Here is an 18,719-nt window from a genome sequence, read left to right on the forward strand (position 1 = left end):
TTTCACAGGTTAAGCATAACACAAAATTCATTTTCAAAGGTTTTCACAAAGTTTCACTTTTCTACTGATATCTTTCCGGACAATAAAAAACCAACAGTTCTGCATCCACCTTTTCTGTATCCGGCTGCCGTTCCCGGTAGTCGCAGGATATGTAATAATCCCCAAATAAAAAGGCAGCCACAGATTTTTCCAGAAGACGGACCTCAAATGTAGCAAAATCAATCACACCGATACTATAAGGCGCATCCCCCCAACTTTTCTCCAGAATACCTGTCAGGCAGTCCGCGCATATATTTTTTTCTGCTATCTTTTTATCCATAGCCTGTTTTTGAAAAGAAAGTGATACATTGGCATAACCACGATCCGTATTCAGCGTAACGGACGTAACAAAACCACCCTCAAAAGAATTCGTTGCTGCGGTCATGCTCTTTGAAGCACTGCTGATAAGGGTTCCGGAATCCGTATACCGGTTAATTTCAACGGGTGAAAAATCCCCTGTATGCAGGTTGATGATGCCGATATTCTTCTGTCCTTTGTAATAAGAAAGCAATGCCCTTTCATTCTCTCCACATAAAAGGCAGATTTCTGCTTCCATCTCCCGATCATACAAAGACAGCGTTTCCACCGCTTTTGTAGAACTATACCAGATACACAAAATCCCCAGACATGCTGCTATCATCTTCACTTGTTTCAACATTTTCGCTTGTATTCCTCCTTTGTATCCTGTCAAACCTTTCATTTTCTCCATAATATATAGTACAACCAGATACGTCAATTAAAACGTCCGTTCAAACCAGACATAATTACATATAGTGTAGGGTACAATCTTACAAAAAGGTGGTGCACTATGTTTGAAGACTTATTTTATCAAAGACTGGCAAAGTTAAGAATGGAAAAGGGCGTATCCGCACGGGATATGAGTCTGTCTATCGGACAGAGTGCCGGTTACATCAACGCACTTGAAAACAGAAATGGATTTCCATCCATGCAGGTATTTTTCTATATCTGCGAATACCTTGGTGTTACGCCATCTGAATTTTTTGATGAAGGCAATGAGCATCCAACAGAGTTTCAGGAACTCATTGAAGATTTGTCTGCTTTAGATCCGGAATGCCTGAAAAATGTAAAAGCCATTATCAAAAGCCTGAAGAAATAGGCTGTGCCTGCCAACATGGCTGTCACTCTGAAAAAAGGAGGACTTGATTTCCCAAGCCCCCCGATGTATAATCAAATCAGAAAGGTTGTCAGATGCAAAATCTGATGCCCTCAGTAGAAAATTTATCTCATTTAAGAAATAGCATCTACTTTGGACGGTGGGATGCTATTTCTTATTATGTTGATCTATGTAGGTCAGCGCCGCGAAGACAACTAATAAAAGCGTTAATACTTCCATTGTATCCATGGGCATCACCCTCTCCTTCATAAAATTTGAGGGCAGATCGAAATATACATCCTGCTTCCTGATTCAATTATAAACGTTACTATACCATGTCTAATTAAGGCGGGCAAGAGAGAATTCTTACTTTACCTTAACAGCCTTTATCTGTGACCATTTGCTATAATATATCTTTCCTTTTACTTTCTTGTAGGAACGGATTCTTACATAATAGGTCCGTTTTGATTTCAGTTTTTTTACAGTATAAGATGTCTTTTTCTTAGAGACAGCAATCGTCTTCTTTCCTTTTGACATCTTCTTATTGGTCGCAATCTGAATCTGGTATCCGGACACTGTCTTATCCTTTTTCCAATATACCGTAATCTGCTTTTTCTTTGACCGCTTAATCTTCTGGATTTTTGGCTGCTTTACCGTTACTTTCTTTGCAGTTCCTGACGAAACTTCTTTTCCTGACATACTTTTCTCAATAGCAGCTTCTGCTTTTGTTTCGTTCCCTATATCCGCACTCAAATCTGCAGAAGAACCTGCCATACTTGATACCGCTGCTGAAGAACCTGTAGATGTCTGTACGGTAGTTTTAACACTCTCCGCTTCGCTCTGCACCGTCTCCTTTTCAATGTAAAAAGTAACCCGGTGCTCTCCGGAGCAACGGTTTATTCCCTGTATCACCACAACTGCCTGTCCCGGGTTTACGTTATTTTCATAGCTTACACGATAATCCGTTCCTTCCTGCAGTTGCTCTCTTTTTACACTTACAGACACTGCCGGAGTTTTCGCTGTACCATCATAAAGATAATTTTTCTGGGATAATGTTATGGTCGGGGCAATGTAATTAAAATTAGCCAGGAATGTACTTTCCGTTTCTGTGTTCTGTACTTCAATTTCCATTTCCTCTATTTTTGCTGAATCAGATGTTTTTTGAATAGAAAATGAAAGATATCTCGTTCCACTATAATTCCCCATTCCCTGAACTTTTATCAGAGCTGTCCCGCTGTCCACGTTATCTGTATAACTTAAGGTAAAATCTTTTCCTTCCTGTAAGGTGCTTCCATACTTGTCTGTAACAGTAACTGACGGCTCTATGGATGTTCCAGAATAAGCCTGATTCTGCTCATAAATAAATCCTGCATTTCCCTGAACGCTAATATCCAAAGGCTTGACTGGAATTGTCAGATCACTCGCTATGGAAGTATCTGTTCTCCAAACCACCTCGATCACTGCCGATCCCGCTTTATTTCCCCGCAACACACCATTTGACATAACGGTAATCATATCCGGATCGCTGCTTGAAATCTGAAACTGTGCCAGATCTATTTCTGTCGGAACTCCCTGATTCTCAATCGTAGAAACAAGCATCAGTTTATCCTGATTTCCATATTCCAGACTGTTTCCTGTACTCAATGAAAACCGGCACAGACTCAACCGGAGCTGGACCTGTCGTATTCTGCTATTAGTGCCAGTTAACTTTATCTCTTCTGGTTCGGAATAAGAAAATTCCGCTACTGCAACATGATTAACAATCCCGATTCCAACTGCTCTGCAGGCAGGATCAATAACCGGTGTTTTGTGTCCATCTGTGGATGCCATCCAGCCCTCATACACACTTTTGGCTGATACTGCATAGCTGTTGATGTTTTCATACACCGCTTCCACACCCATTGTGCTGGTGGACCGTGTTCCGTTTGGCCGCCAGTGGGAATTCAGCACATTTACTTCTGTCGCTCTTATCAGTGCGGCCTCCATAAGTTGCCGGTCCATCACAAGTGGCTGCAGCCCCAGACTTTCCCGTTCCTGATTTATATAACTCAGCAGTTCATATGCCATATCATATTTTTCCACTGCCTGAATAGAAATTTCAAACTCATCCCCATAGAAAGATGCGTTCGCCAGACAAGTACTGTACCATAATCCAACAAGCAACACAACAAATCCAAGTATCCCATATACACAATTATTCTTCCGTTTGCTCATACTGCTGTTTCCTCCTTATCCCATTTAAAACCACTTCTCTAAAATTTCTTTCTGCTTACCATGACTGATAGACCAGAACCCCCTGCAGAATCTGACGCACACCGCCACCTGATGTGCAGGTAGACAATGTCACCACCTTATCACCATAGGCAAGATCAAGTTCCGAAGCCACGCTGGAACTGTCTTTCATTTTTTGCAGCCAGCTGACATAGGACTTTATATCTGAAAAGCGTACTGTAAACGTGCTCCCATTTACCTCTGCCTTATGGCTGCTGAAAATACGATACAGATGATCTCCCTGTTCCGTATAAATCCAAAAGTAAGGGCAGGCAGTCCACGTTTCGGCGTTATCGTATTCTTTTAACTTTGCAAACATGCTTCCATCCCGCATGTTATGCCCGTAGATAATCGTATTAAAATTCTGCAGGTTCGGATCATTATACGCATCCACAAACAAACAGCCGGAAAAAAGCTCTTCCTTTGTAATCGAACGATGCAGGTAATAACTGTTGTCATCCCCCTGTACCACCGGATAAGAAATATCAATGGCAGGAAGCTGAATCCACGCAACTATATCCGGATTCACCGCTTTTAGGCCTGTCCAATCCACTTCCATACGTTCCGGCGCATCCTCTGGCGGCAACTCTTTCTGCATCTCACCATCATTTGCAGATTCTTGTACTTCCTTTTCTTTACTGCCTTGTCTCATGGCTTCTTCCATGTTTTCTCCGGTCACCGGAAGGGTAAACTGGTCGGTTATATCTTCATAAAGTTTCTGTCCATCCCGATATTCCTGAAATACAGTGATCGCATACCAGCATCCGGCAGAGATCATAACTACCGATATCACGGTAATCAATTTCCGCAATTCGTTCCCTCCCCTTCCTTCTTCTGTGAGAATCGAAAATTATACAAAAAAAGTAAATTCCTCATTGCCGTCTTCCTCCTTCTGGAAATGGTTGCCTTGCTGATATAATTTCTCTTTGCAAACAGTTCCCAGCTGCAGCCATCTATGACCAGTTCTTTAATCAGATCAGCCTGCGTCAGAGGCAGCCCTCGTATGCACCGTTTTACAAAATACATTTTTTCTTCCTCTTCTGTAATCTGTAAAAGTTCCTGCGATAAATCTTCCAGCTGGCGGTCGATATCACGGTACGATTTCTGCAGGATATCAAATACCTTGTCTTTCATCCTTATACCGGATGGACTGTATTCCCGAACCGTTGAAGGAAAAGAATTTCTCTCAATGCTTTCTTCCAGAGATTCCACTGCCTGATATGCCTGCTTTTTTCGTTTGTCTATTTTCTCTTCCAGAGTATTCATCTCCTGAAGATACTGTTTCATCTCAGTTTCATCCATCGGTCCAAAAATCATACGCGCTCACCATTTCTCTGTTTTAAATTCCCGGCTCATGAGGAAGCTGATTTTTTCTTTCCAGCTCTCTCAAAATTTCTTTCACCATTTGCTCCTTATCATGTTCAGACAACAGTAAAGACTTCTGCTCTTCCGCATGCTTTGCATATTCTGTCACTGCCGGTACGACATAATCTGCAAGCGCTTTATACCTGCAGCGATTTCTTCCCACTAAAATTTCATAGGCCAGCCTGTGCTGCTCGTCCTCCAGATGAAACCGGATCATCATTTTCTTCACCATTTCCAACTAGCTCCATTCCACTTCCCGACAATTTGTCGCGAAGTTCTTTTCCCTGACACAACTTGCACTTCCCGACAATTTGTCGCGAAGTTCTTCTTCCCTGACACTTCATGAACCATGAAAATCATGCCCTACTTCTGCCTGATAATAATGCTCCATTGTCATTGTCGCATTATACAACGCGGTTAAAATATACGCCTTTATATTTCCTATTTTTGAGTTGCTGCCACGCAAACACTCCAGAACATACGTTATGTGCATCATAGTAAGCTTCATAAATCTGCTCTTTATCACTGCCGCCAGTTTCTCTGAACCAGCGATACGAACCGGCATTTCATCAGGCAGCATCATCACTTCAACAATCAGCTCTACAAGCTCATCCAACTGTTCCTGGCTGTATACTGCATCATGCACCAATGCATCATAAGAAATATTTTTCCTGACAATTCCCCGGTAGGCATCCATCATATCCATCGGATCCTCTTTCATTCCCTGCTCCGAAAAAGATAGATAAGATGAGATAGTATCATTCTTCTCAGTATCATTAATATCAGTATTATTAGAGTTTGATTTTCGAAATTCTTGATTTTTGATTTTCATACTTCCAGAATTTTGATTTTCAAAACTCCTGATTTTTGATTCCCGAAATTCCTGATTTTCGATTTTCAAAACTCCTGATTTTTGATTTTCAAAATTCTTGATTTTTGATTCCCGAAATTCTTGATCTTTGATTTTCAAAACTCTTGATTTTTGATTTTCAAAATTCTGCAAAACACCGCATAATTCCTTATGTTCTGCTGCATCTTCGGCGTTTTGTCCTGCTAAAACTCCCTCTGTCTCCAGTCTGCCTTTTAGTTCCGCAGACTCTCTAATCATAAAATTTTTCACATAGATGACATTCGGTTTGCCAAGTCCAAGCCTCTTTTTTTCGATCAGGCCAATACCATTTTCCATATCCAGCTCTTTTATCAATTTGGTCGCTTTTTGAGACTTACAGTTAAGCAACTCCATGATTTCTTCAACTGTAAATACTATATAAACCCTGTCTTCTTCATCAAACCAGCGATTCTTTATGCTAAGTCCCATACGGTCCAGCATCAGACCGTACAGAACTTTCGCTTCACAGGAAAGATTTTTGAAACATTCCGCAGTAAACAGTACCTTCGGAACACGGTAGAAGCTGAACTGCTCCGCTTCTCCGCCCCGAAAATAGTCAAACTGTAATTCCTGCATACGTCACCCCTCCTGCTTCTCATTTACTCGGTATTTCGTTCTTACTCCATTCTTCTAAAAGCCTGCAGATTACCTCTTCCATCTGCTCTTTGCTATACTCTGCCGGAAAATACCTATTGACTCTTTCCTCTGAAAAAGAAAGTTTCCGGCTTTCTTTTTTCTCTTTACAAAGAGCCAATTCCACTGCCAGTCTGGTCAGTTTCTTTTCTGCACTGTATTTTTTTAGTTCTTCCGCGGCTTTACCGGATATGCTTACCCGCTTTTCCGTTATGCACTGAACTACCCATTCCTGTTCTTCTTTCGTCAGGTAAGATAAAGAGACTGCCGAAATAAAGTTCAGTTTCTTTTGATCTACCCTCTCCAGAAGTTCCGGCAACAGTTCGGTCAAACGGATATACCGCTGAACCTTCCTGCCGCTGTCACCAGCTTTTTTTCCAACCAGCTCTGCTGTATCTTCCCCTTTGCTGTCTTTCATCCCCTGATGCCGCAATGCTTCCATTTTCATTTTGTAAGCAAATGCTTTCTCACTCGGAAGAATATTTTCACGCTGAATATTGGCATTCACCATGATTATCACTGCTTCATCATCACTGTATTCCTGAATTAGAACTGGAAGTGTTGAAAGCCCTGCCAATTCACTGCCGCGCTTCCTTCTGTGTCCTGATATGATTTCATATCCACCTTCCGGTCTTGGACGGACAATTCCAGGATTCAATACACCATGCTGCCGGATGCTCTCTACCAAGTCATCCATTTCTTCATCATCATTCACCTGAAATGGATGATTTTTAAACGAATGCAGCTCGTCCAGTGGCACTTCAACTACTTTTCCCTGAGCAGAACTTTCACTTTCATTGATTCCCAGCAGTTCATCATAAGAAGTCAGCTGAATCTCTTTTGTAGGCTTACGCATGATTCAGCACCTCCTCCACTAATTCCGCATAGCTCTTTGCCCCTTTACCATTTCCATCATAGGCAAAAATACTATTTCCCTGCTGTGGGGCTACAGCTAATGCTTCAGATCGTGGGATACTGCATGGAAAAATCCTGAAATCTTTTCCATATGTAGATGCAATCGCACTTTTTACCCGCTTGGAATTGTTGTAACGGCTGGCATCCATGGTAAATAAGATTCCCTCTATCTCCAAAGCAGGATTAAATCTTTGTCGCGTTCCTTTTACCACTCTTAACAGTTCTGTCAGACCGTCTGCAGAGTAAAACTGTGGCTGGACCGGTATCAGTACACTGTCCGCCGCACACAACGCATTAATCGTCAACATACCAAGGGACGGCATGCAGTCAATAATGATATAATCATAATCCGCTTTTAAAAGTTCCAGATATTCTTTCAGGACTGTTTCCCTATCTTCCACAGAAAACAAAGATACATCCATACTGACCAACAGCTTATTAGATGGAACTATATCCATTCCCTCTGAATGGTTCAATATCGCTTCGTGAGGATCAAATTCCATTCCCATGATAATATTTTCCATCATATTTTTCAGAGACACCTTCAACGCCTTGGGATATCCCAATCCTAAAGTCAGATGTCCCTGCGGATCAGCGTCCACCAGAAGAACCTTCTTCCCCTGTCTGACTAATCCGGCTCCTAAATTGATACTTGTAGTCGTTTTTCCAATTCCACCTTTTTGTCCTGCAACTGCGATAACTTTACACATAACCTTCACCTTTATCCTTATTTGTCGTTCTTTTCTACTTCACCGTACACCCGAAAATAATTCGTGGTTCCTTTATTTGCATATGGTTCTGAAAACTGCAAAATTTCGATTTCATCATTTTGCATTATTACTTTTTTGAACCAGTTAATATCTTTCTTTGTCCCCTGAAGCCTGATTTTCAGCATATCGTTCCTCCTTCCATTAATCCATGCAGTATCCCGGATAACGGATTTTGATTGCTTCCCAAAAGTACGGCGCATATTCGCAACAAAACAACTCACTGACTGTATATTCCTGACACTCCTTCACTTTTTCTTCTGTATTCCGTTTACTACGCACACTTGGCATTCCATCGCAATATAAACTAAATGCCAAACGAACCACTCTTAAGCTGCCGCTGGTCTGCCATCCTTCCTGCAGACACTTCACTTTTACGCATCCTGTGACAAAATCATAAATCCTATCTATATGTTCTCTTGTATCTCTGTTAATCCCAAGGCAATAAATCAATGCCTTATGGTAGACATCCTGATATCTGCACTTTAAAAGATACTCAATATAAAATGCCTCGTGTTCCCGACTGATAAAGGTTATTGTATTAGTTGCATTCTTGTTTTCCGCTCCTGTCGCTGTACTATTCATGTGCAAACCCTCCCGATTCTGTATTGTATTTACTGCAAATCATGTGCACTTTGCTGCCGGTCCAAAAATATCTGACCGACAGCATAAATTCCTTTGAATACCGGTATATTTTGTGTTATACTTAGCGTAACGTTACTAAATCAGATGTAGAAAATCTGATGAAATGAAAAATAGGACTAAGCAGAATCCCCTGAAATTATCAGGTTGTTTCTACCTTAGTCCTATTATAGTTGGTGAATACAAAAACGGATCGTTCCCCATGACGATTCCCCACTGCATCAGCAGCGCTGCCGCGCCGGTGACGAAGGGCGTGGCAAAAGAAGTTCCGGTGACGGAGGCGTAACTGCCGCCTGGAATCGGAGCGGTAATATTTACACCGGGAGCGGCAAGATCCGGTTTTCGGTAAACCAGGTTCACGCTTCCCCTTCCGGAAAAATCGGCATAGGCATTCAGGCGGGAATCGTAGGCGCCCACGGTGATGACCCGGGAAGCGGTGGAGGGAATGGTCAGGGTTCCCTCTGCCTGAGGCAAAAAAAAGCCCGTATTGGGATTTAGTACAGCGCCACCAGGCAGCCATAGATAGTATTCGCCCTCCCGGACTCTGCGGCCTTGCAGAAGGATCTTCCATACGCCGCTGTCCACATAGCTTCCCCGTGGAATAAAGTCAAAATAGATTTCCTGGGTAATCTGAAAAGGGCCGGGTTTTCCGTAATAAATTAATATTTCGGTATCCCCTGCCCTGTATCTCTGGGGGCCAAGCTCCTCATAAAGAGGGCCGATGCGTGTCCCTGACGGATGCTCCAGATAGATTTCTATTTCATCTGAATAAGCTTTCCATAACTGAACATTCAGCACCGGCTCATAAGGGCTTACCCCAAGCTCTATTTCCTGCATTTCACGGCCCACTACCTGACCCGCTGTATGCAGATTGTCATTTCCGTTATTTCCTGTTCCCGCGCATATTACAACGCGGCCCATATTTGCCACAGTATCAATGTATGTCTCCAACAGGGAATCTCCTCTGTGGGAACCATAGTTATTCCCAAAGCTCAGATTGATCGCCATGGGGCGTCCAAGCTCCAGAGACTGCCGCACCAGATAATCAATTCCCTGCATCAGTTCTGTTGTTCTGGGAAAAGAATTTTCCTTTGGAACTCCAAGCTTTACCACGATAATATCGCTTTCGTATGCAACACCGCTGTTTACACCCTCAGACGCCCGTCCATTTCCTGCTGCAATGCCAAGGACAGAGGTTCCGTGACCGCTGAGATCCCGTTCCGGAACGATCCTATATCCTTCCGACGGCGGCAAAACCAGGGCCGCATCTATCATTTCCCGGGTGTATTCCACTCCGGTGGAATATCCTTCCGGCGGTCTGCGCACCCAATCGGATGCGGAATCTCTCGCTGTTTCCCCTTCACCGTCCTGGTTTCCCGTTGCTCCATCCGGACTTTCCGGCATAGCCCCCTGGTCCCACAGCTTCAGGATCCGAGTACTCCCATCCTCTTTACAAAAATCAGGATGCCGGTAATCCACACCTGAATCCACCACGCCCACAAGAATCCCATTTCCCGTAAGCCCCGCTGTCCCGATTCCCGGAATCGTCCCGCTGCCCTGCACAGAACGGATACAGCTTGCCCTTTTTGCCTGAAAAGTACTGAAATAAAGGCGCTTCGGCTTTTCCATAAATTCCACCTGCGGCCTGGAGGCATACGCTTCCAACCGCTCCTCCGGCAGCGTCACAATGGCGTATCCTCCAAGGAGCGGCACTGCCGTGATCCTTTCTCCCAAAAGAGAGGTTTCCGACCCGCTGTACTTCACGATCACATCCCAAAGATTCAGCTCTTCATCATAGCCTACATTTAAGTTCCAGGACTTTTCCCGTTCCCGCCGTGTGGAATCTATTGCAAGATTTAACAGATTATCCAGCTTCTGATCTGCCATAAAATAAGACCTCAAAATTGTCTGTTCTTTTTATTCTATTAGCAGAATTGCCATCCCAGAACATAACTTATTATTGAAACGCACATGCCTCATTACTCGCGGGAATAAACTCCAATCGCTGTCAGCTTATCATTACAATACTGTTTCCTGAACTTCTTTCATCGTAGGAATGGAATCTGTAGCACCCATCCTTGTAATGGCAATTGCTGCTGCCTTGGAACAAAGCGCAAGGCTTTCCTGTACAGGCAGTCCATTCTGCAGAGCAGCGATAAAATACCCCGTAAAAGTATCTCCTGCAGCCGTGGTATCCACTGGTTTTACCTTAAAAGGCTTCTGGTGGCAGGTTTGCTCGGAGTCGCGGTACATAGCTCCATCGCCTCCCAGGGTAAGTACGACCTTTGCATTTGGAAATTTTTCAAGCATCACATCAAGAATCTTTTCCGCTTCCGTTTCACCGGATATCTGGCCTCCTTCAATCTCATTTAAAAGGAAAACAGATATCTTTGACATATCGCACGCATCAAGATAAGAATCATAGGGGGAAGGATTGAGAACAATGCTCATTTCCTTTTTATAAGCCTCCTCTATGATGTAATCCAGATTACTGATCTCATTCTGAAGAAGAATGATATCTCCTTTTTCAAAATTTGAAAGCACTTCGTCAATATATTCTTTTGTGATCGCCCGGTTGCTTCCGCCATATAAAAGAATGCTGTTCTGTGCATTTTTGTCAAGCTGGATGATTGTATGTCCACTTTTTCCTGGAATCGTTTTAATATAGGTGGTATCTACCCCATTCTTTTTACAGGTCTCAAGAAAAAGCTCCCCGTCTTCTCCCACCATTCCGGCATGAAAAACGTGAACCCCTGCTTTTGCCAGGGCAATAGACTGGTTCAGTCCTTTGCCTCCCAAATGAAGCTCCATTCCCGATGAGCTCTGCGTTTCTCCTGGCAATAACATGTGATCCACTTTATAAACATAATCATAGTTTAAGGAACCAAAATTTAAAACCTTCATATAAACCTCCCAATAGACATTTCTTCAATTTACTTTTACTACACCACTTATAAACCTGAAAATTATTTTCCTATATTCGTATCAGCCGGAAAAATAATACTTTGTTGTTTTCTAACCTCATCCATCAATTTCATAGCAAGTAATGAAATTTTATGATACCTCGCAGTATCTGTTTGATTCTCAATTGCATCTGCAAATGCAATTGCTTCATAAACCATATTATTCTCACATACAGGGACTTCCAATATCTCTTCCTTCCCGTTTTTATACGAAATTTTTATATCTTCGGGCGATGAAATATCAGAAATTATCATTGTTCCAAGCTCGCCTTGAATCTCACTGTGTAATTGGCTGTCTGAAATTTTAGAATAAGAAAGTTCGGCAATCATATCGGAATAAGTTCCCAGGATCAGACCATTTCCATCAATTCCATTCGAAAGCTTCACACAGGCAGACTGTAATTGCTTAGGAAACCCAAATAGTCCTACAAGGGGATGAACACAATATACTCCCATATCCATCAAAGCTCCGGCAGAACACTTTGGCTCAAATATATTGGGTGATTTGCCTTCCAGAAAATCATCATATTTACTTGAATACCGTCCAAAGCATAATCTAACCTGGCGAATAGTTCCAAGCTTACTGATATTTGATTCTATCGCCGCATAGCCGGGATCAAAAATAGGTCTTATTGCTTCCAGCAATACAAGACTATGTTCGTTTGCATATTCTATCATCTGTTTTGCCTCCCAACTGTTGGAAGCCAACGATTTCTCACACAGAACATGCTTTCCTGCCCTTAAAAACAGCATAGTCTGTTCAAAATGAAGAAAGTTGGGACTGGCTATGTATACTGCGTCCAAATCCTTGTCCTCAGCCATTTCTTTCAAAGAATCATAAGATTTATCTGCCCCGAATCTCTGTGCAAAATCCTTCGCCTTTTCCATATTCCTGGAATAGGCTGCACCATAATGAATCCTTTTGCTTTCTTTGGCTGCTGATAAAAATTTTTGTGTTATATTGCTTGTTCCTACCGTTCCGATTCTGATCATTTTCCGCACCATCCTATGTTATTTCGTTAAGCAATTATTTTTGATTCAAAAATGCAAACGGCTCATCATCATGCAGAAAGTGCATCAGCATATATGCACACATGATCGCCACATTTTCTTCCCGAAGTATCCTTTTTACTTCCTCCCGGTCAGCTATCACAACCTCGATCTCCTCGCTGTCCTCCTGGGCTGCTGCGCTGATCTCGCCGCTGGCATAGCCGTAAACCGTAGCGCAGGATTCATCCGTCATTCCCACTGTGGTAAAGTATGGTTTCTGGTAAGCTTCCTCCACCTCGATGGGCTTTAAAGTCAGCCCGGTTTCCTCGTAAAGCTCCCGCACGGCCCCCTCGTGATAGTTTTCTCCCGGCTCTACCAGTCCTGCCGGAAATTCATAGATATAATCTCCCAGGGTATAGCGGTACTGGCGAATCAGCACCACTTTGTCGTGCTTCTCGCCGTAAACACTGTAAATGATCACGCCGTCCGGAATATTTTTGTGTGTGGAAAGCTTCATACTTTCAATGCTTTTCGCGCGGGAGGCTACAAAATAGTCCACCTGTGTATTATGGACACTGGTTGCCTTTACGTTATAGAGATTGACAAAACGGTTATCTGTAAGCTTTTCTACGCTGTTGATCTTTCCCATGATAAACCCCTCTTTCTTCCGTTTTCACATATATTCCCATTATAAAAATAATCATCCCGTCTGTAAAGAGGCAAGTAAAATCAATCCATGGCTTTCCCTTTACTTGCCCCCTGTTTGAGAGTATAATAAAAGAAAAAAACAGGAGGTATTTATCATGGCAGTATTAGATGGTTGTGAATCCCAGTACAGAACTCCGGTCCCGGAGGACCGCACCTGTCCAAAATGTGGAAAGGAAGTAGAGGTCTTTACAAACAGAGGCAGAATTGTAGAAGATGCAAAATGCTCCTGCGGATACGTTTTTGAGGCTGAAGACATCGACTCCATCGTAGTGGAGAAAAAAGAGGACTAAATAGCTGAAGCCGTAGCGCGAAGCTATTTAGCATTGCAGTTTGTAAAGCGAATTGCAGTAAATGGCGGTACAGTCACTATAAACTGTATCGCCATTTTTTATCACATATAATGATATTTATTTCGCTTTGCATAAAGGAAGATCAGGGAAATCATAAAGGCGCATACTTCTGCCACCGTGATAGCCCACCAAATTCCGTTAAGTCCGAAAACAACCGGAAGGATCAACACAGAAAGCATCTGGAACACAAGCGTCCGCAGAAAAGAGATTGCCGCCGAAACTCCGCCGTTGTTTAATGCAGTAAAAAATGAGGATGCAAAAATATTTGCACCGGACAGAATAAACGAAAAGGAAAATACTTTAAATGCGTGTCTTGTCATGTCGAAAAGTTCCCTGTCATATCCTACAAATATATTTGCCAGCGGTGCTGCAAGAGCCTGTGCCAGTATCATCATAACGATACCCGCCAGCCCCATCAGTTTCAGGCTTTTCCGAAGTATACTTTTCAATTCGCTGTGATTTCCCGCACCGTAATGGTACCCCACAATGGGAGATGTTCCGATGGTATAGCCTATAAAAACCGCCACAAAAATGAACTGGATGTACATCAGCACCCCGTAAGCTGCCACCCCATTTTCTCCTGCAAAACGGATCAACTGGAAATTGTAAAGCATACTCACCAGGGAACCGGATATATTTGACATCAGCTCAGATGCTCCGTTTATACAGGCTTTCAGCAGTATTTTCCCCTCCAGTCCTGTTTTTGTAAGCCGGAGAAGGCTGCTGTTAGGACGTAAAAAATAAATAAGCGGAAGAATGCCGCCGATACACTCACTAAGCCCTGTCGCCAGTGCCGCACCTGCAACGCCCCATCTAAACCCGGCAACAAATAAAGCATCCAGAGTCATATTGGTAACACCGGCTGCCACCGTAGCAGCAAGTCCCAGTTTAGGCTTTTCTGCTGTAGCCAGAAAGGTCTGGAATACATTTTGCAGCATAAATGCCGTATTAAATATAAAAAGAATCCTTCCATAGAGAACACAGTCTTCGATCATTGCTTCCGTTGCGCCCAAAAGATAGGATATGGGGCGTATAAAAATCATACCCAGAACCGAAAGCACAATTCCTCCGATCACGGTAGCTATGATCATCATGGTGAAATAACGGTTTGCTCTCTCTTTGTTTCCTTCTCCCAGGGTTTTGGCAACCAGCGCGCTGCCTCCGGTACCGATCATAAACCCGAATCCACCCAGTATCATAATAAAAGGCATCACCAGATTAATAGCCGCAAAGGGCGTTTTCCCCACAAAATTTGATACAAATAAACCGTCCACCACTCCGTAAATGGAGGTAAATATCATCATGATTATAGGCGGAAAACAAAAGTTTAGCAGTTTCTTATAAGTAAAGTGGTCTGATAACTGAATCGTCATTTTTCCTCCTGTTTTTCCAGCAGATCACCAATGCTGTCCTTCAATAATCCTGTGTATCTGCGGAATAGTTTCATAAATGTATCATGCTCTTCATCCGTCAATCCTGCTAAGGCTATGCGCTCCGCAGAGATCACATGGTCAACTGTCATTTCCGCAAGCTTTACGCCTTTTTCTGTCAGGTGTACCTCCTTGCTGCGGCGGTCACGCATCTCCGTCAGCACAATACAGCCCTCTCTTTCCAGCTTTTTCAGGGAAGAATTGACCGTTTGCTTCGGCTGGTACATCGCATAACAGATCTCGCTTTGTGTCAGTGTTTTGCCACTCTCCCGCAGGGCATACAGGATCCAAAACGCACAATCCGGCAGGCCGAATGCCTTCGCGACGCCGCGGTACAGCTCATCATTCTCTTTTATGATGCCGTTATATTCCGAAAGTCTTTTTTCAATATTTTTCTTTTCCATCCTGCGTCTCCCCTTTATCCGAAATCGGACTTTTTATAACAGTAGGTATTATATTCCGATTTCGGACTTTTGTCAAGACGCAAAAGAGTGTGCGCCAAGCGCACACTCAGTTTAGGTTCCTGTATTGTTTACTCTCCTGCCAGCAAAGCCCTGGGCGTGATCTTCCTGATTTTCAGGGACAGCAGGCACGCGATTCCAAAGGCGAACAGTACCAGTCCTATTCCCGCAGCCGTGATAAAGCCAACCGGAATTTTAAACGTACACTTTACAATGCCGATACCGTTCAAAAAAAGGCCAACCAGCGGATTGATCAAAAAGGCGTTTACCACGATCCCAACTGCCGTTGATAGTATAACGGCAGGCATAAAGCTGACCGCCGTTTGCAGGACAAGCTGTCTTGTGGTAAAGCCAAGGGCTTTCAGGATCCCGTAATCCCGTTTTTTGTTGTTGAGCATGATCCTTACCAGCAGATACAATACGAATGTAATAATGATTCCGCTTAATACGAGGATCGCAATTACAATAATGGTCATCAGCGATACATAGACAGTAGCCGTACCGTTCATAACCGATTCTATATTTATGGTTACATTTACGCTATTTCCAAGCTGCCTGCTGATCTCTTCATTAAATGCGTCCACGTCAGTCCCCTCTGCAAGATTAATATAGTAGCTCACATTCCGAAGGCTTCCCATTCGCTCATAACCGCTCCGTGTCAGCAGACAATCCTTTCCCAGATTGTTGGAAATCTGTGTAAACCCGGAGATGATATAGTCCTTCTCATTTCCTTCTGCCGCCATTGTAATTTCGTCACCGATTTTCAAGCCATATTCCTTTGCATATTTTGCGGCAATCGCCACTTCGTTATCAAATTTCGGGAACCGCCCTTCAAAAACAACCTTTTGATTGTTCACTTTCCCAAAATCCTCCGTAAGGGTCGCAGTCAGCGCAACACCGTCAACATGCAGGACTTCTATGCTGTTATAAAGATAAGCTTTTTCCACCCGTTCATCTTTGTCCATAACCTGCAAAAAATGGTCTTCGCTTTCCACATTTACATTAATGCACGAGTCCGCCGTTTCACCCACGATCAGATCAACAAACGGTCCCATGTCCACAATAACGTTCTCTGTCATCAATCCCGAAAATACTACAATAAGCGAAAGAACCAGCATCGTGACACAAACCGTAACATTCTGTTTTACTCCGGACAGAGTGGTTTTAAATGCAAGCGCAAGATTTAAGGACACCTTTGTTCTGTCAAGGGGAACATGATTGCGTTTGAAATTGTGTGTCTGAACCCCCTGACGGAGCGCAACGATAGGCGCTATTTTTTTAATTCTGCGGGCTGACAGCCATACCGTAAAAGCAATTGTTCCCTCTACGAGCACAAAAGTTATGAGAAAAGGCATGGGCAAAAATCTCATTCTGTACGGAATGCCTGTCTGTGAGATCATCATCCTGTTTATGCCTGGAAAAAGGCAGTAGGACAATGCGATCCCTGCCGTACTGGTCAGCAGCGCGACGCCTGTAAACTGTAATAAAAGTACGCAAATAAGCTGTTTGCTTGTATAACCTGCCGCCTTCAATGCACCAAGATTTTTCATATTCTCCTGAATATAATTTATAACATTGGAAGCGATCACGACCAACGCGATCAGCGTTACAAAAAATGCCATTGCACTGACGATTCCGGAGCAGATCATCTGTGAAATATAGCGCGAAGATGCCACAAGCGTATAGGAATTGCTTAAGATACGCACACCAGGATACTGTGAAGATACCTCATTGCTAAGGTCTGTCTCAAAATCCTCGCTTTCCTCTTCGTCATGGATCCTAACCGAAACCAACGTAGATTTGGGGGCATAACCCTTTTCTTCCAGTTCCTTAAACTTATCTTCCGTAAACATAAGCGTTGTCATGCTGCAATTATGGGAGCCTGTCATGACACTGTTCAGAAATCCGCATACCGTGTACTTTTCCACATGACTTCCAATGGTCAGTTCAATGGTCTGCCCCACTGTAAGATTGCTGTCAGCGCTATAAAGCATGGGAAGGTAAATACCGCTTGTAAAATCACTGTCCTCCACGATCTCAATCCTTCCTACGGAACGATTTAAGGCAGCTTGCTTTTCCTGAATAATAAATTCCGCGTTTACCTCGCCGCCGTTGTACGCAAAGGAACCAACCATAAATAAGGCATCCCCCATACAATATTCCTCTGTGCGCGCATCTTTCCCAAGAATCTCCGAGATAAAGCTCCGTAATCCGGCATCGCGGCTGCCTAAAGCCAATGTAACATGCTCCGCGTTAAGCCGGTCATGGTAACGTTCAAAATTCCGCTTATAATCCATAGACAGCATAAGCCACAAATTCATCATCATTGCCGCAAGCAGTATAAGAACGATAATCGCGGCAGTCTGTCCCTTCGCCTTCCGTATATTGGAGCGGGCAATTAAAAAATTTTTCTTCATGCTACCACCCCATCTGTGTAAGAAAACCCGAAAGCTTCTCATGTCTTGCCTGGTCGCCGTGCCTGTATTTGCCCAGATCGCATTCTCCCAGGATCGCGCCGTCCTTTAAGTACAAAATACGGTTTCCCCGCCGCGCAGAGCGCATGTCGTGGGTAACCATCACGACGCTTTGACCCTGCTCATTAAATTTTGTAAGCATATTCAGTACATCCAGACCTGTTTTCGAATTAAGCGCCCCCGTAGGCTCATCGGCAAAAAGGATTTCCGGAGAATTGATGAGGCCCCTGACAATGCCAACCCGCTGCGCCTCACCGCCTGAAATCTGGGTGGGGAATTTTTTCTCCGTTTCTTCGGATATGTCTACTGCCCTTAACAGCTCCCCAGCGCGCCGGACCAGCGCCTTTTTATCTCTATTCACAAGCAGCCCTGCTGAAAGCACATTATCCATGATGCTCATCCCGTCAATCAGATATATCTGCTGAAATACAAACCCGCAGTGCCTGCGCCTGAATACGGCAAGCTGGTCAGAATTTAAATCCGATATGACTTCATCTCCAAAAGTGATCGTGCCCAGAGAGGGCGTATCCATTCCTGACAGCGCATACAAAAGCGTGGATTTTCCCGCACCGCTTGCTCCCATGATCACGGTAAAATCCCCTTTATAAAGCTGCAGATCAATGTTTTTCAGAACGTGCTGCAAAGTCCCGCCGCTTGAGAAGGATTTGCTTAAATTTTCTGTTTTCAGCAATATTTCTTTCATGTCAA

20 protein-coding genes are annotated in these 18,719 nt (G+C 43.5%); 2 read left to right on the forward strand and 18 right to left on the reverse strand.

Going from position 1 to position 18,719, the window contains the following annotated elements:
- Positions 1-61: 61 nt before the first annotated feature.
- Positions 62-697 (reverse strand): hypothetical protein, encoded by a 636-nt coding sequence (locus tag ACESZH_RS01680; RefSeq protein ID WP_373216229.1) that lies wholly within the window; start codon positions 695-697, stop codon positions 62-64.
- Positions 698-847: 150 nt separating this feature from the next.
- Between ACESZH_RS01680 and ACESZH_RS01685 the strand changes: the two genes are divergently transcribed.
- On the forward strand, positions 848-1,156 hold the full coding sequence (locus ACESZH_RS01685) for a helix-turn-helix domain-containing protein (protein WP_373216231.1): 309 nt from the start codon (positions 848-850) through the stop codon (positions 1,154-1,156).
- Positions 1,157-1,519: 363 nt separating this feature from the next.
- On the opposite strand, the gene ACESZH_RS01690 is transcribed toward ACESZH_RS01685, so the two are convergent.
- From ACESZH_RS01690 to ACESZH_RS01750, 13 genes are all read right to left on the reverse strand, one after another.
- Positions 1,520-3,367 carry a CAP domain-containing protein gene (locus tag ACESZH_RS01690; protein ID WP_373216233.1) on the reverse strand — a complete coding sequence of 616 codons (1,848 nt, stop codon included), beginning with the start codon at positions 3,365-3,367 and terminating at the stop codon, positions 1,520-1,522.
- 55 nt (positions 3,368-3,422) lie between these two features.
- Positions 3,423-4,235: a class B sortase gene (gene srtB / locus ACESZH_RS01695; RefSeq protein ID WP_373216235.1), complete on the reverse strand. Its 813-nt coding sequence runs from the start codon at positions 4,233-4,235 to the stop codon at positions 3,423-3,425.
- Complete coding sequence (locus ACESZH_RS01700; RefSeq protein ID WP_373216237.1) at positions 4,223-4,741, reverse strand: hypothetical protein; 519 nt, start codon at positions 4,739-4,741, stop codon at positions 4,223-4,225. The genes srtB and ACESZH_RS01700 overlap by 13 nt, the downstream gene beginning before the upstream one ends.
- Positions 4,742-4,763: 22 nt before the next feature.
- Positions 4,764-5,021, reverse strand: coding sequence for a hypothetical protein (locus tag ACESZH_RS01705; RefSeq protein ID WP_373216239.1), 258 nt, complete (start codon positions 5,019-5,021; stop codon positions 4,764-4,766).
- 108 nt (positions 5,022-5,129) lie between these two features.
- Positions 5,130-6,254: a DUF6017 domain-containing protein gene (locus ACESZH_RS01710; protein ID WP_373216241.1), complete on the reverse strand. Its 1,125-nt coding sequence runs from the start codon at positions 6,252-6,254 to the stop codon at positions 5,130-5,132.
- A gap of 19 nt (positions 6,255-6,273) precedes the next feature.
- The gene (locus tag ACESZH_RS01715; protein WP_373216243.1) at positions 6,274-7,167 is read right to left on the reverse strand and encodes a ParB/RepB/Spo0J family partition protein; all 894 of its coding nucleotides are present in this window, start codon (positions 7,165-7,167) and stop codon (positions 6,274-6,276) included.
- Positions 7,160-7,936 (reverse strand): ParA family protein, encoded by a 777-nt coding sequence (locus tag ACESZH_RS01720; protein WP_373216245.1) that lies wholly within the window; start codon positions 7,934-7,936, stop codon positions 7,160-7,162. The genes ACESZH_RS01715 and ACESZH_RS01720 overlap by 8 nt, the downstream gene beginning before the upstream one ends.
- A 17-nt stretch (positions 7,937-7,953) precedes the next feature.
- Positions 7,954-8,121 carry a hypothetical protein gene (locus tag ACESZH_RS01725; protein ID WP_373216246.1) on the reverse strand — a complete coding sequence of 56 codons (168 nt, stop codon included), beginning with the start codon at positions 8,119-8,121 and terminating at the stop codon, positions 7,954-7,956.
- Between the two features lie 16 nt (positions 8,122-8,137).
- Positions 8,138-8,578, reverse strand: a complete 441-nt coding sequence (locus ACESZH_RS01730) for a DUF6075 family protein (RefSeq protein ID WP_373216248.1) — start codon at positions 8,576-8,578, stop codon at positions 8,138-8,140.
- 210 nt (positions 8,579-8,788) lie between these two features.
- The gene (locus ACESZH_RS01735) at positions 8,789-10,522 is read right to left on the reverse strand and encodes a S8 family peptidase (protein ID WP_373216250.1); all 1,734 of its coding nucleotides are present in this window, start codon (positions 10,520-10,522) and stop codon (positions 8,789-8,791) included.
- 132 nt (positions 10,523-10,654) lie between these two features.
- Positions 10,655-11,539 carry a ribokinase gene (locus ACESZH_RS01740; RefSeq protein WP_373216252.1) on the reverse strand — a complete coding sequence of 295 codons (885 nt, stop codon included), beginning with the start codon at positions 11,537-11,539 and terminating at the stop codon, positions 10,655-10,657.
- A 62-nt stretch (positions 11,540-11,601) separates the two neighbouring features.
- Positions 11,602-12,603, reverse strand: a complete 1,002-nt coding sequence (locus tag ACESZH_RS01745; protein WP_373216254.1) for a Gfo/Idh/MocA family protein — start codon at positions 12,601-12,603, stop codon at positions 11,602-11,604.
- Positions 12,604-12,625: 22 nt separating this feature from the next.
- Positions 12,626-13,237 carry an NUDIX hydrolase gene (locus tag ACESZH_RS01750; RefSeq protein ID WP_373216256.1) on the reverse strand — a complete coding sequence of 204 codons (612 nt, stop codon included), beginning with the start codon at positions 13,235-13,237 and terminating at the stop codon, positions 12,626-12,628.
- Between the two features lie 154 nt (positions 13,238-13,391).
- Between ACESZH_RS01750 and ACESZH_RS01755 the strand changes: the two genes are divergently transcribed.
- Entirely contained in the window at positions 13,392-13,586 is a 195-nt protein-coding gene (locus ACESZH_RS01755) for a hypothetical protein (protein WP_373216258.1), read from the forward strand.
- 101 nt (positions 13,587-13,687) lie between these two features.
- Here the strand turns inward: ACESZH_RS01755 and ACESZH_RS01760 are convergent, their stop codons facing one another.
- From ACESZH_RS01760 to ACESZH_RS01775, 4 genes are all read right to left on the reverse strand, one after another.
- Positions 13,688-15,019 (reverse strand): MATE family efflux transporter, encoded by a 1,332-nt coding sequence (locus ACESZH_RS01760; RefSeq protein WP_373216260.1) that lies wholly within the window; start codon positions 15,017-15,019, stop codon positions 13,688-13,690.
- Positions 15,016-15,480: a MarR family winged helix-turn-helix transcriptional regulator gene (locus ACESZH_RS01765; protein ID WP_373216262.1), complete on the reverse strand. Its 465-nt coding sequence runs from the start codon at positions 15,478-15,480 to the stop codon at positions 15,016-15,018. Before ACESZH_RS01765 ends, ACESZH_RS01760 begins: the two co-directional genes overlap by 4 nt.
- A gap of 128 nt (positions 15,481-15,608) precedes the next feature.
- A complete protein-coding gene (locus ACESZH_RS01770; protein WP_373216264.1) occupies positions 15,609-17,954 on the reverse strand; it encodes an ABC transporter permease in 2,346 nt (781 codons plus the stop codon).
- A 1-nt stretch (position 17,955) separates the two neighbouring features.
- The gene (locus ACESZH_RS01775) at positions 17,956-18,714 is read right to left on the reverse strand and encodes an ABC transporter ATP-binding protein (protein WP_373216266.1); all 759 of its coding nucleotides are present in this window, start codon (positions 18,712-18,714) and stop codon (positions 17,956-17,958) included.
- Positions 18,715-18,719: the final 5 nt, after the last annotated feature.

This window comes from Ruminococcus sp. 5_1_39BFAA, assembly GCF_964240875.1.
Classification (GTDB): Bacteria; Bacillota; Clostridia; order Lachnospirales; family Lachnospiraceae; genus Blautia_A.